The following is a 12,969-nucleotide window of genomic DNA, read 5'->3' on the forward strand; positions in this document are numbered from 1 at the left end:
ACGAAAAGATGCTCATCACCCGCGTGATCATGCCCACCGGCCGCGACATCGGCTTCCTCCCCGGCCGCATGGAAGAGAAGATGCAGCCTTGGGTGCAGCCGGCCTACGATGCGCTCGACCTGCTGCTCTCACGTCCGCGCAAGCCGGAGCAGTTCGACAAGAAAAAGCAATCGAAGCGCAAGTCCGACGGCCCGTCGTCACCGCCCACGCAGAGCAGCAACGGCAACAGCAAATTTGCCCGCCCCTACGAACCGCTGATGCAAGCCGGCCTGCTCGAGATCGAGGCCATCGCCCACATCCGTGGTCGCTCCCTGCCCCGCGCCATCTTCATCGTGGACGAAGCGCAACAGCTCACCCCGCACGAAGCCAAGACGCTCGTCACGCGCATGGGCAAGGGAAGCAAGATCATCCTCATCGGCGACCTCGCGCAGATCGACAACCCGTACGTCGATGCGCACACCAACGGCCTAGTCTTCACCCGCAACCGCCTGCAAGGCCAGCCCTTCATGGCGCATGTGAACCTCTTCAAGGGCGAACGCAGCGAGATGGCCGAGGTCGCGGCGAATTTGATGTAAGCGGCGAAGGCGTCCTCCTCCGCTGTTTTCAAAGGCGCGCTATCCTGTTAAGAAGGCGGGATGAAAGAAGTCTTTCGCGCTTCATCCCCCGCGCGCGTCGGTCTTTGCCAGACAGTGCTGGAGGGTGCGGACATCCCTTGCTTCGTGCGCAACGATGCCATGCAGCAGGCCATCCCCGGCGGCATCCTCGTCGCATTCCTGCCGCTCCCGGATTTCTGGCCCACGCTCTGCGTGCTCCACGACGAGGACTATCCGGAAGCGATGGAGCTTCTGCACGGCCTCCGGAATGCCGCACCCCCGGTAAGCAGCGAATGGAAATGCCCCGCGTGCGGCGAGACTATTCCCGGCAATTTCACTTCCTGCTGGAATTACGAAGTGGCCCGGCCCGTCGAATCGTAGAAAAAGAGAGGTCACAGCGACCGTCGTGCCCACATGCGCTTCAGGCACACGGGTGGGTTGGATGCCTCGCCCTGATTCTGAAAGACTTTGGCAGCGGCGCATCTACCGCTACATTTGTGGCCAGCCATGGCTTTCCCATTCAGCATTGAAGGCTCACTGACAGTGGACATCGACGCGCCTTCGAAGTCATCGCGAGTCGTGGACGGTGTTGAGCAGTGGTTGTTAGCCAACGACGCGCGCGACCTGCACAGGATTCAGGATCGCCTGGAATTCCGAGGCAACGCCGTTTACTCGACCGCCATTCGGCGGCGCCGGGAGAATCCCAAGGCGAGTCTCTGGCGCACTCCCGGGCTGCGCGGCCTCACGAGGGGGACTATTGAGTTTCACCTACATGCGGAAAGAGTAGTCATCCACTTTGCCCTGTGGTTTGCGCCCATGCAGATGTGGCAATTGGTGCCGGCGCTGTTCATCGGGATGGCGCTCGTCCACGTTTCGGTGCTGCTGGCGATCGCGGTATCGATGGCCACTGCGGCGTTGTTCCTATATGCGTCATGGAGCACGATGCCGTCTTCTTTTCGATCGGATTTGCACCTTGCTGCCATTCGGGGGCTGGCCGACGGCGCCGCGCGCGAATTGGCGGAACTGCAATCCAGATAACCTATGCCTGCCGAATATCTGATCATCTCCGCCTCGCTGCGGCCGGCCAGTGTGAGCCGGTTGATGGGACTGTACCTGACGAAAGAGCTCGGCGGTGAGCATCTCGACTTGCGCGAGTTTTCGCTGCCGATGTGCGATGGGGATGCCGCCTATGACGATCCCAACGTCGAGAAGCTGCGCGAGCGGATCGCGGCGGCGCGCGTCCTCCTGCTGGCAGTACCTATCTACAATTTCGACGCCAATGCGGCGGTGAAAAACCTCGTCGAGCTAACGGGCGGCGCGTGGGAAGACAAGATCGTCGGCTTCGCCTGCGCGGCGGGCGGAATGTCGAGCTACATGTCGATCATTGGCCTGGCCAATTCGCTGATGCTCGATTTTCGCTGCATCATCCTGCCGCGCTTCGTCTACGCGACCGGCGATGATTTCGAGGGAGGCAGGATCACCAACGCGGACATCAAGAAACGCCTCACCCAGCTCGCCGACTCCGCCCGCCGCCTGCGCATCGAGAAGTAGTTTTCAGGCCAGCCACAGGCGGCTGGTGAGGAGCAGGACGAGAACGGAAAATCCAAGGAAAGCGGTAATCATGGCGACCTCCACCCCTTGCATCGCACCGCTCCTCCCGGATGGTTCGGTGGAATGCGAAGATTGTCGCCGCCCACAGCCAGTGCGCTCGCCCGCTGCGAATACGGTAAATGATGAACGCTCCCCACTGGCACCTCGCCATCAACCACATACCAGTCGTCGGCGTATTCCTCGTCGTCCTACTGCTCGGCTACGCGCTCGTGCGGGAGCGGGGCGAGCTTTACCGGGTAAGCCTCGGGGCTCTGGTGCTGCTGGCGCTCGCGACGGTGCCGGTCTTCTTCACCGGGCGTAGCGCGGATGAGGCTTTGATGGAATTGGCGGATGTGGACGACAAGCTGGTTCACGCGCACGAAGCCGCCGCCAATTTGGCCTTCATCTGTGTGGGCATTCTGGGCGCCGTAGCCCTCGCGGTGCTGTGGCTCGGTCGCAAACTCCCTCACCTCTCGCGCGGGACTGCGGCGGTCGTATTCGTCCTGGCGCTGGCCGAGACGGCGCTCATGGGCCGCGCGGCCAATCTCGGCGGCAATATCCGGCACCCGGAGATCCGCGCCACCGCGCCGGCCACCGAAAGCGCGCCACCCAAGGACGAACGGAAATAAAGTGGCTGCGCGCGAAGCGGCGCTTGCCTTGCCCACACCAATTCCAGCGCCTAGAATTGGGGCGCTCCTCGTTGGGGCGACCCACTGACAAAACGCCACCGTTTCGAATTTTTCATCTCATGCGCCCCGAACCCAAAAAGCGCCTCGACACCAATGCCGCGCAATCTGCGCGTCCGAATCTGAATGCCGCCTTTTCCGGGCTCGATCTGCCCGATCTGCCGGCCGGTCCGCCGCCAGTGCCGATAGCCGATTCCCCACAGACGCTCTGGAAAATGGGGCGCGTGGTGCTGCGGCGCGAGACGGCCCACCGCGGAGGCAAGACGGTAATCGTGGTGGACGAGTTTGCGACGCATCTGCCGGCGTCGGTCATCGAGAAGGTGGCGAAGAAGGTGCGGGCGGCTTGCGGGTGCGGAGGCACGGTGAAGGGACGGACGATCGAGATCCAAGGCGACCAGGCCAGCCGGGTGCGCGCGGCTCTCGAAGGCGAAGGGTTTCAAGTCGCGGGAGTCCGCTAGCGCCCGCGAAGTCAGCGCACGGGTTCTCCCGCCCGTTTCGCAAAGTCGTTTCGTTGCCTTCTATCAATTATAGAAAGTGAGAGAACCCCCTCTCTTCGCTGAGAATTATCACCAGATTAAGGCCTCAAGAATTTATTTGAGGAATTTGTCACATTTATCAAAAGCGCGGGACTCTGTGTAACTTCCAGCCGCAACATTACGCAGCCTTGTGGCGACGGACCCTATCGGGGTTTCTCTGTAGACTATAGGCGGAATCGCGCACTTCTGTCCGTTTCGTACGCGTAAAGTGTTTCCCGCCACAGAGTAGCGGAAATGCGTAATTTGGCCCGTTCTACTCTGGAGCGACGCTTTTCCAAGGTACATCGCGTGCTCAGGAAATAACCCGCACAGGGGCAATCCGGCATCTGTGCCGCCCTTCCCGCGTATGTCCCAACCGCACAAACTTTCCGATTACTCCGAATTCCGGCCCAAAAAAGAACGCCGGACTGCGCTTCCTATTACCAATCTGCCGGTGAATGCCATTAGCGAAGAAACCGATCCGACGCTCGAAATCCGGACCCTGATCGAGCAGCTGCAACAAACGGCCCGCGATGCCCGCGGCCAGGTCAACGCCATCGAACGGGAGCGCGACGACCTCGCGCTCGAACTGACCCGCACTCATCAACAGATCGAAAGCTTGCGCGCCAACGAACGCGAGCTGCGTTCGCACTTCGTCGAGATCACCTCGCTCATCGAGGAACGCGACGCCGCGCAGGAGGAAGCCGAGCGCCACGAACAGGCGTTGGCCGACGCGACGAAAAAGAACGAAGCCGTCGTCCGCGAGCGCAATGACGCCCAGCGCCAGCGCGATGATGCCGTCCGCCAGCGGGATGAAGCGGCGCGCAAGTTCGACACCTTCCAGCGCGGCAACGAGGAACAGGCGCGCCTGGTCTCGGAGACGCAGAAGCAACTGCTCACCATCCGCCAGGCCCGTGATGGCGCGCATGCGCAGATTCTCGAGCTCAACACGCGGCTCGGCCATGCCGAGGACCAGGTCGCCGAGCTCGAATACCAGATCGAAGCCGCGCAGAAGACGGGCAAGCAATCCGCGGATGAGGCCGCCGAATTTCGCCGCCAGCTCGACATCATCACCACGGATCGCGATGCTACGGCGCGACAGGTCGAGCAGTTGACCGCGGAGGTCGACGCGCAGCGCAAAAAATACCTGGACCTGGCCGAGCAGAAATCCGCGGCGCTGCAATCCGACTCCGAGCACACGGCAGCCTTGGGCGAAGCGCGGGCGCAGGTCGGCAGCCTCACCCAGGAACGCGATGTCGCGCGCAATCGGGCCCAGGAACAAGCTCGCGAGCTCGAGGAATTGCGCGGTCAATTCCAGGCCTTCCGCGACGAGCAGGCGCAGACTTCCAGCGCAGCGCTCGCCGAGGCGCACGAGAAACTGGCGGCGCTGGAAACGCAATCGCGCGTAGCCCGCCACGAAGCCAACAATCTCCGCCAGCGCATCGAGGCAATGAACGAGCAGCTCACCGCGCTGCAACTGGTCGCCGAGCAGGCGGGCAGCAAGCACAGCAACGCGCAGCAGGAAATCGACACGATCGCCCGCGACCGCGACGCCGCGCTGACCTCGCTGACCGCCGCGCAAAAGCAGATCGACCACATCATTCGCGAGCGCGACCAGACGCGCAAACTTTCCACGGAAAACGCGATCGAGCTCGAAACGCAGCTCAACGCGCTCCAGGCCCAGGTCACCGCGCTGGAGACCGCGAGCCAGCAGGCGGCAACCCAAAAGGACGAGCTCGCCGACGCCCGCCAACGGTTTGAAAAGCAACGCCTCGAGAGCATCGACGTGGCCACGCAATTACAATCCGCCCAACGCGAAATCCGCGAACTGAGCGCTAATCTCGCCGAAGCCCGCTTGCAGGTAAAATTCGCCCAGGCCGCGACGCGCGCCACGAAGGAAGGCAAAACGAAATCCGATTTTGCCAGCATGGTCGCGGGCGACGCGGCCACCTCCGAGTCCGCGCCGGCCGCCACTGCCGAAACGGATATTATCGAAACGGCTCCCGGCTCACTCTCCCCTGTCGCCCCGGCTCCCGAGGCCATCCAGCCCGCCCGCCCGGCCGCTCCCGTGGCGGCGATCACCGATCCACTGACCGAAAAGGAATCCCGCAGTGTGTTGGGCGCGATGCGCCATTGCTTCCAATCATTCACCAAGACTCCCAGCGACCTGAGTCTCCTCAATGAGCTGCACTGCCACGTGGAAAGCTTTGCCGAGCGCGCCCGCGTCAGCGGTCTGATCGCCCTGCATCGGCTCTGCGCATCCTTTGCCGAGCTCACGCGCGGCCTCTACGAGATCCCCGAGCAGGTCAACCCCTCGACCTTGCGCACGGTCCACCAGACGATCGAATTCCTCGCCGCGCTGATGAAGGAAAAGAACCTCGCGCAGGTCAAGGACCCCGCGACCGCGCTGATCTACGCGGTGGACGATGACCTCGGCAATTGCGAGAGCATCGCGCTCGCCATGGAGGAATCGGGCATGCGCACCACCTACGCGCAAGACCCCGCCATCGCCCTCGGCGAACTGGCCGGCAGCCGCTACGATCTCATCTTCCTCGACGTGAACATGCCTGGCATGGACGGCTTCGAACTGTGCAAACAGACGCGCGCCCTAGCCATCCACGAGAAGACGCCGGTCGTCTTCCTCACCGGCCTGGCCACCTTGGAAAACCGGGTGCAGTCGAGCTTGAGCGGCGGCAATGATTTCATCGCCAAGCCCTTCAATCTCCACGAGCTGAGCGTGAAGGCGATCACCCTGCTGCTCAAGGCGCAGTTGCAGTTGGCGTAGGGAAATGGGGTTTTTACCCCTCTAATACGCCATATTCGACAATGGAGCCCCATGGAGCCAACAGAGCCCATGGAGCCCACCGCGGCGCTGCGTCAAAGCCGCGGATCGACGGGCTCACTCTCCAGGGCCAGAACGCCAAAGACACATTCGTGGACGCGACGCAGCGGTTCGCGGGCGACGAAGCGCTCCAATCCTTCGACGCCGAGGGCGAATTCGCGCGCAGCGAGGGAGCGCTTGGCGGAGACGCCCCGGGAGCGCAGGCGTTCCAAGTTGACCGGGGCGGTGTATTCGGGGCCGTAGATGATGCGGAGATACTCCCGGCCGCGGCATTTCACGGCGGGCTGCGTGACACCACGCCGCCCTTGCGCGACGAAATCAAACGGCTTCACCACCATCCCTTCTCCTCCGGCCTCGGTCAGCTCTTCCCACCAGCGCGTGGCGCGCGCCTCGGCTTCGGCGTCCTGGAGATCGACGGTCAGGAAAGGAGTCGCGAGGAGCAACCCTGGCCCGGCCGCACAAATCCAGGCCAGCGTTTCCATGTGCCAGACATGATCCTGGTCGCAGAAAGTTTTGCCTTCGGCGGCGAGGAGGTGAAAAGGGGCCAGTTGCAAATCCGCCAGCGAATGGACCGGCCAGCAGTAGCGCCGGTAGGATTCCACATATTGCCCCGCCATCGCGTGCCGCTCACGAGTCGCGGCGAGCAAGGGCGCCACTTCCAGGCCGCGGCTCAGCGCCATCTCGAGCGCGCCGACAGCCGACGGCAAAGCCGCGAGCGCCGCCGCGCCGACGGCCGCGTATTGTTGGCGCAAAAGCTCCTGCGCTTTCGCGGACCACGGCATCAGTTCGCAGTCGAGGCAGACCCAGTCGGTGGCAAATTCCGTCCAGAAATCCACCGCCGTCAGCGCGCCGCGAAGGGTCGCGAGCAACTCGTTTTCCAGGCGCGTGTCCTCAAAGAATCGCCGCCCGGTGCGCGTGTAACAGATGCCGCTCTCTCCCACGATGCCGAAGCGCCGGCGGGCCGCTTCTTCATCCCGGCAGACCACCACGACCGCGCGCGAGCCCATGTGCTTTTGCTCGCAAACGACCCGGGTGATTCCCTCCCGGCGATAGTAGGCAAAGGCTTCCGCCGGATGCTCCAGCAGCCCCGGAGCGCTGGTCGTCTCCGTCGGGGACATCGTCGGGGGAAGGTAGATCAGCCATTTCGGATTCGCCGCGAAACGGCTCATGACTTCGAGCGCCGCCACGGCATTCTCTTCGCGGATCGTCACATTGTAATGCAGGCGCGTGGAGATGATCCGCTTGCCAAGCACGTCTTCCATGTCGAGCACATCATCGAGTTGCTGCTGCGCCGTGAGCGCCGGCGCACTCGGCGGGAGGATGAAAGGCCGCGCCGGTTCGCAATACGTCCGCATCGCCGGCACGGAGACGAATTCCTTTTCGGGATAGCGCAACGCCGTCAGCTTCCCGCCGAAGACGCAGCCGGTGTCGATATTGATCGTGCGGTTGAGCCATTCGGGCTCCGGCACCGGCGTATGCCCGTAGACGACTATGGCCTGGCCGCGATAATCCGCCGCCCAATTGTAGCGGACCGGCAGGCCGAACTCATCGGTTTCGCCCGTCGTCTCGCCATAGAGCGCAAACTCCCGCACCCGTCCGGAGCCACGCCCCTGCATCGACTCCTTCATGCCGGCATGCGCAACCACAAGACAACCGTCATCGAAAACATAATGGCTGACGAGGGAGTCGATGAACTCCGCCGCGACGCGGCTGAAGCCATGGTAGTGCTGCTCATAAGCGGCAAACTGCGCCAGCGACTCGGCGAGTCCGTGTTTCACCTGCACATTCTTTCCCCACACCGCGCGCATGAACTTGATGTCATGGTTTCCCGGCACGCAAAACGCCGCGCCGGCTTTCGTCGATTCGAGCACCAGCCGCACCACTTCCGGAATCTTCGGCCCGCGGTCCACGAGGTCGCCGACAAAAATCAGTTTCCGCCCTTCGGCGTGCGTCCACGCGCCGCCCGGTTGTGCGGCGTAGCCCAGTTTTCCGAGAAGCTGAACCAACTCGTCGTAACTACCATGCACATCCCCGATGATGTCGAAGGGCCCGTGTTCCGCGCGGCGATTGTTCCAAAGCGGCTGCCGCTCGACCGTCACGGCCTGCACCTCCTCCGGCGAAGACAGGACGAACACATGGCGGAACCCTTCCCGCTCCAGCCGGCGGATCGATTTGTGCAATTGCTGGCTTTGCTGGCGGATCACATGCGGCCCGAACGTGCGATCGGCCCGGCCGCGATTGCGCTCCTGGCAAAGCTTCTCCGGCAAATCGAAAGCGATCGCCACCGGCAGACAGTGGTATTCGCGCGCCAAGGCGACGAGCGGCTTGCGCGCCTCCTCCTGCACATTCGTCGCATCCACGACCGTGAGCTTCGCCGCCGCCAGTCGCTTGGCGCCGATGAAATGCAGCACTTCAAAGGCGTCTTTCGTCGCCGCCTGGTTATTCTCGTCGTCGCTGACGAGGCCGCGGCAGGCATCGGAGGACAATACTTCCGTGGCCTTGAAATGCGTCCGGGCAAACGTCGATTTCCCCGACCCGGAGGGGCCAATCAGGACGACGAGAGCGAGTTCTGGAATGGTGATCTTCATCCGAGGCTCCTGGTAAAAATGCCCATCTGGGTGGGCGAACCGACGAGTTCGTCCTCCGGCCCGACGGGGGCGAAGCGCACGGCGTAGCCGAAGCGTTGCGCGAGCGCCGTGGCCCAGCTTTGGAACTCGGCGCGCGTCCACTCGAAGCGGTGATCCTTGTGGCGGAATTTTCCCGCGGGCAGGGCCTCCCATTGCACGTTGAATTCCGCATTGGGCGTGGTGATGACGACCGTGCCCGGGCGCGCAAACTCGAAGAGCACGCGTTCAAAGGCGGCGCGGCGCGGCGGATCGAGATGCTCGATGACTTCGACGACCGCCGCCGCGTCGTAGCCAGCCAGCCTTTGATCGCGATACATGAGGGAGCCGTGCAGCAGGCGCACACGGTCCTTCTGCATCGGCGGCAGACGGTCGAGGTGCAGCCGCTCCGCGGCAATTTCCAGCGAACGATGGGAAACATCCATGGCGGCGATCTCCTCGAAGCATTTTTCCTGGAGCAGCGCGCGGACCAGCTTGCCTTCCCCGCAACCGAGATCGAGCACGCGCTTCGCGCCGGGACCCCGAAGCGCGTCGACGACCGCGCCGAGGCGTTGTTCGTTGAGACTGAGCCGCTCCTCGATCTGCGCTTCCTCCCGGGCGTGGAGCTGCTCACTAAGGTCGGGATCCGGATCATTCTCATCGGTCAGGCGGAGCAAGGCATCGTCCACCAAATCGCGGCGATGCTTGAGATAACGCCGGGTGATGGCGTCGCGTTCAGGATGCGCCGCGAGCCAGCCATCGCCGTGCCGCAAGAGTTTCTCCACCTCCTCGTCGCCGACCCAGTAATGCTTCTCATTATCCAGCACGGGCACGAGCACATAGAGATGCGCGAGCAGGACCCGCAGCGGCAGCGAGCCCTCCAGCGTCACCGTGAAATAGGGACTCGTCCCCCAATCGGGAAATTGCTCGTCGAGCGGGTGGGCGACGAGTTGCACGGCGTAGCCTAGCGGCTCAAAGAGGCGCCGGAGAAAATCCTCCCCGCCCCGACACGGCAGGACAGTGATCGTGGCCACGAGGGGAATCGCCCGGTCGACAAGGTCGGGCCGATCCTTGCTCTTGCCCGACATCGCGCTGCCAAAAATCTCCGCGAGCGCCACACTCAGGAAGGACGACGCGACGTAGGGCCGATCGTTGACGTATTGATCCAGCATGCGCGCCTCGCCCGCCGGGCCACGCCGATTGCGCACCAAGCCGACGGGGTCGACGCCCAGCAACAGCGCGGCCGTGCAGCGTTCCTCCCCGGCTTCCGGGTAAAAGACATGCGCCTGGCCGAAGCTTAGCTCGAAGCTTTGCAGGCGCGCCGGATTCTTCCGGAGCAAATGCCCGAGATCGGTCGCGGGCTGATGCGTCGTGGTAATGGTGAGCAACATGGCGGTCGGCGACATTCCCCCACTTGGATTCGTCTCGAAAGGAAATTAGAGCGAGTCATGAACTTGTCTGGCGCGTGCCCCTTCCAACCGTCATTCTGAGCTTGCGGAGACCTCTGAACTCGCTCTGGCATCTGACGTGTGGTCGACCGCATTAGCTTGGCGCCATCTTTTGCGATATTGGTGACGAAAGGCAGAAATCAGAGGTTCTTCGCAAGCTCAGAATGACGGTGGGGAGGAGGCGCCTTCGGCGCGGACGGTTTCTCCGCATTTTCCGTAACCGATCGGCACGGAGCGTCGTCTTGTCCTGCGAACCTCCTACCCAGCCATGCCTTATACCGGAATTGTCCTCGCTTTCGTTGGCGCCCACGCGGCCGCCTTTCTCATCCTCCTCGGCCATTGGGTCGCCTCGGCGGGGATGTTTCCCAAGGCGACGCGCAGCTTTGCGGAGATCTACGACACGCGGCCGCTGCGGGCGACGCTGGTGGGGATCTTCACTTACGGGCTGCTCATCGTGGTGTTTTTGCAAAACGCCAAAATCCACAACGGCCCGCTGCGCTTCCTGGTTTTCGCCGCGACTTTTGCCGCCCTGCTCATCGCCCTAGTCGGCAGTGCCGGGATCGCCCTGCGCATCGGGCGCAATCTTTCGGCCAGCAGTGATACCTGGCAACAGGCGCTGCGTGGTGGCGTGATGCTCGCCCTGGTCTTGATCACGCCGCTGCTCGGCTCGCTCTTTTTGCTGCACATCGCGCTGGCCAGCGGCTTTGGCGCCTTCCTGCTCGCCAAGCCTTGGAAATCGAGCGCCGGCGCGCGGGTCCAGGACGTTCCGCCACCCGTGCCGGCCGCTCCCTTGTTCACGTGAAAACGGCCTCCCGCCGCGAATTCCTGATCACGGGCGCCAGTGCGCTCGCCTTGAGCGGGGCGATCTTCCAGAGCGTGCAGGGCTGGCTGGGGAATATGGGCCAGTACGCGGGCCTCGGTCTGCAACGCCCGCTCGACCGTCCGCTGACACCACCGGCCACGGCACAGCTCGACCCGGTCGCGCACGCGCTGAATCGGTGGACCTTCGGCCCTGGGCCAGGCGACTACGCCCGCGTCGCGTCCATGGGACGGGATGCTTTTCTCGAGGAACAACTCGCCCCGGAAAAGATCGACGACAGCTTTTGCGACCGCGCCACCGCTCGATTTGCGGAGTGCTGGTGGGAGCCGCTGGGCGAAGCCTACGAGGAGGATGCCGAGTACCTCCCGCCGGTGCTGCGCCGCATGGCGATCCTGCGCGCGGTCTATTCGCAACGGCAGCTCTTCGAGGTGATGTGCGAATTCTGGAGCGACCATTTCAACATCGACCCGGGCAAGGGCGACTGCCGCTACACCAAGATTTCCGACGACCAGGAAGTCGTTCGCGCGCACGCACTCGGTAATTTCCGCGACATGCTCCGGGCGAGTGCGCTGAGCCCGGCGATGCTCTGGTATCTGGACGGGCGGGCGAACGTGAAACGCACGCCGAGCGAAAAGCCGAACGAAAACTACGCCCGGGAATTGATGGAGCTGCACACGCTCGGCGTACACGGCGGCTACACGCAGCACGACGTGATGGAAGTCGCGCGCTGCCTCACCGGCTGGACAATTCTCGCGAAGAAGAACGACGGCTATTCCGGCAAGCTGCTCTCGCCGCTGAAGGACCGGGCCCACGTCGTGTTCCGCAAGGAGGCGCACGACAACGGCGCGAAGCAAGTGCTCGGGCAGGAGATCGCCGCCGGTCTCGGCGAGGGCGATCTCGACCGCGTAATCGACATCGTCGCCGCGCATCCGAGCACGGCGCATTTCATCGCCACGAAACTATGCATCCGCTTCATCGCCGATGAACCGCCGCCCGCGGCGGTCGACGCCGTGACGCGCGCCTTCACCGCCAGCCACGGCGATATCAAGACGACGCTGCGCGCCCTCTTCGCGACGCCGGAGTTTCAGGCCGCAACGGGCGCCAAGTTCAAGCGGCCGTTTCACTACGTCGTCTCCGCATTGCGCGCAACGAATGCCCAGACTGATGCGGACCGCGGGTTGCTCTCCTATCTCGAAAAGATGGGACAAGTGCCCTTCCGCTATCCGACGCCCGATGGTTATCCGGCGCGGGCGCAGCACTGGCACTCCACGCTGCTCTGGCGCTGGAAGTTTGCGCTGGCCCTGGCCAACAACAAGATCAAGGGCACACACATCGAGCGCCAGGAGTTCAGCAAGGCGTTCGGGGGAGATGCCGCCGTGGCGGCGACGCTGCTCAATCGCCAGCCCAACGCCGAGGAGCGTGATGCGCTGGTCAAATCCGGCGACGACCTCGCCCTGCTGCTGGCTTCCCCCGCGTTCCAACGCTGCTGACATGAACACTTCCCTCAATATTGCCGCCAACCGCGATGAACGTCGGACGCTTGTCGTGGTCTTTCTGCGTGGCGCGGCGGATGGCCTCACGCTGGTCGCGCCGGTGGCGGATGACAATTATCACAAATTCCGCCCCCGCCTGGCGGTGGCGAAGAAGGACGCCGTGCCGCTCGACGACATCTTCGGCCTGCACCCGAATCTCCGCGCCCTCGAGGGCGCATGGCAGGAGGGCGATCTCGCGATCCTGCACGGCGCGGGCGGCGAAAGCGATACGCGCTCGCATTTTGAAGCGCAGGATCTCATGGAGCACGGAGGGCTCGCGGCGGGCGGGTGGCTTGCCCGGTTCCTGAATCTGAAGCACCGCCCATTTCTGGGGAGGAAT

11 protein-coding genes and 1 pseudogene are annotated in these 12,969 nt (G+C 63.5%); 10 read left to right on the forward strand and 2 right to left on the reverse strand.

Going from position 1 to position 12,969, the window contains the following annotated elements; translation table 11 throughout:
* The 7 genes from ABJF10_RS22720 to ABJF10_RS22750 all read left to right on the forward strand — a co-directional run.
* Positions 1-575 (forward strand): PhoH family protein (locus tag ABJF10_RS22720; protein ID WP_348546903.1); only part of this gene is annotated, 575 nt, incomplete at its 5' end.
* A gap of 60 nt (positions 576-635) precedes the next feature.
* Positions 636-974: a DUF2007 domain-containing protein gene (locus tag ABJF10_RS22725; protein ID WP_348546904.1), complete on the forward strand. Its 339-nt coding sequence runs from the start codon at positions 636-638 to the stop codon at positions 972-974.
* Between the two features lie 162 nt (positions 975-1,136).
* On the forward strand, positions 1,137-1,631 hold the full coding sequence (locus ABJF10_RS22730; protein ID WP_348546905.1) for a hypothetical protein: 495 nt from the start codon (positions 1,137-1,139) through the stop codon (positions 1,629-1,631).
* Positions 1,632-1,634: 3 nt separating this feature from the next.
* Positions 1,635-2,144, forward strand: coding sequence for an NAD(P)H-dependent oxidoreductase (locus ABJF10_RS22735; RefSeq protein WP_348546906.1), 510 nt, complete (start codon positions 1,635-1,637; stop codon positions 2,142-2,144).
* A 182-nt stretch (positions 2,145-2,326) separates the two neighbouring features.
* Entirely contained in the window at positions 2,327-2,812 is a 486-nt protein-coding gene (locus ABJF10_RS22740) for a hypothetical protein (protein ID WP_348546907.1), read from the forward strand.
* Positions 2,813-2,931: 119 nt separating this feature from the next.
* Complete coding sequence (locus ABJF10_RS22745; protein WP_348546908.1) at positions 2,932-3,327, forward strand: translation initiation factor; 396 nt, start codon at positions 2,932-2,934, stop codon at positions 3,325-3,327.
* A 424-nt stretch (positions 3,328-3,751) separates the two neighbouring features.
* Positions 3,752-6,169, forward strand: coding sequence for a response regulator (locus ABJF10_RS22750; RefSeq protein ID WP_348546909.1), 2,418 nt, complete (start codon positions 3,752-3,754; stop codon positions 6,167-6,169).
* Between the two features lie 92 nt (positions 6,170-6,261).
* On the opposite strand, the gene ABJF10_RS22755 is transcribed toward ABJF10_RS22750, so the two are convergent.
* Together ABJF10_RS22755 and ABJF10_RS22760 are read right to left on the reverse strand one after the other, a co-directional pair.
* Positions 6,262-8,814 carry a polynucleotide kinase-phosphatase gene (locus ABJF10_RS22755; protein WP_348546910.1) on the reverse strand — a complete coding sequence of 851 codons (2,553 nt, stop codon included), beginning with the start codon at positions 8,812-8,814 and terminating at the stop codon, positions 6,262-6,264.
* Positions 8,811-10,220 (reverse strand): 3' terminal RNA ribose 2'-O-methyltransferase Hen1, encoded by a 1,410-nt coding sequence (locus ABJF10_RS22760; RefSeq protein WP_348546913.1) that lies wholly within the window; start codon positions 10,218-10,220, stop codon positions 8,811-8,813. Before ABJF10_RS22760 ends, ABJF10_RS22755 begins: the two co-directional genes overlap by 4 nt.
* Before the next feature lie 325 nt (positions 10,221-10,545).
* Between ABJF10_RS22760 and ABJF10_RS22765 the strand changes: the two genes are divergently transcribed.
* From ABJF10_RS22765 to ABJF10_RS22775, 3 genes and pseudogenes are all read left to right on the forward strand, one after another.
* Positions 10,546-11,079 (forward strand): hypothetical protein, encoded by a 534-nt coding sequence (locus ABJF10_RS22765; RefSeq protein ID WP_348546911.1) that lies wholly within the window; start codon positions 10,546-10,548, stop codon positions 11,077-11,079.
* On the forward strand, positions 11,076-12,587 hold the full coding sequence (locus ABJF10_RS22770) for a DUF1800 domain-containing protein (RefSeq protein WP_348546912.1): 1,512 nt from the start codon (positions 11,076-11,078) through the stop codon (positions 12,585-12,587). Before ABJF10_RS22765 ends, ABJF10_RS22770 begins: the two co-directional genes overlap by 4 nt.
* A 1-nt stretch (position 12,588) precedes the next feature.
* Positions 12,589-12,969: pseudogene (locus tag ABJF10_RS22775) on the forward strand (hypothetical protein); the annotation flags it as partial.

The sequence above is a fragment of the Chthoniobacter sp. genome, from assembly GCF_040003245.1.
Classification (GTDB): Bacteria; Verrucomicrobiota; Verrucomicrobiia; order Chthoniobacterales; family Chthoniobacteraceae; genus Chthoniobacter.

Bases quoted from the DNA above. Each gene is read 5' to 3' on its own strand.
- ABJF10_RS22750 (WP_348546909.1), top strand. From the start codon at position 3,752: ATGTCCCAACCGCACAAACTTTCCGATTACTCCGAATTCCGGCCCAAA.
- ABJF10_RS22740 (WP_348546907.1), top strand. From the start codon at position 2,327: ATGAACGCTCCCCACTGGCACCTCGCCATCAACCACATACCAGTCGTC.
- ABJF10_RS22755 (WP_348546910.1), bottom strand. From the start codon at position 8,814: ATGAAGATCACCATTCCAGAACTCGCTCTCGTCGTCCTGATTGGCCCC.
- ABJF10_RS22725 (WP_348546904.1), top strand. From the start codon at position 636: ATGAAAGAAGTCTTTCGCGCTTCATCCCCCGCGCGCGTCGGTCTTTGC.
- ABJF10_RS22760 (WP_348546913.1), bottom strand. From the start codon at position 10,220: ATGTTGCTCACCATTACCACGACGCATCAGCCCGCGACCGATCTCGGG.
- ABJF10_RS22765 (WP_348546911.1), top strand. From the start codon at position 10,546: ATGCCTTATACCGGAATTGTCCTCGCTTTCGTTGGCGCCCACGCGGCC.
- ABJF10_RS22745 (WP_348546908.1), top strand. From the start codon at position 2,932: ATGCGCCCCGAACCCAAAAAGCGCCTCGACACCAATGCCGCGCAATCT.
- ABJF10_RS22735 (WP_348546906.1), top strand. From the start codon at position 1,635: ATGCCTGCCGAATATCTGATCATCTCCGCCTCGCTGCGGCCGGCCAGT.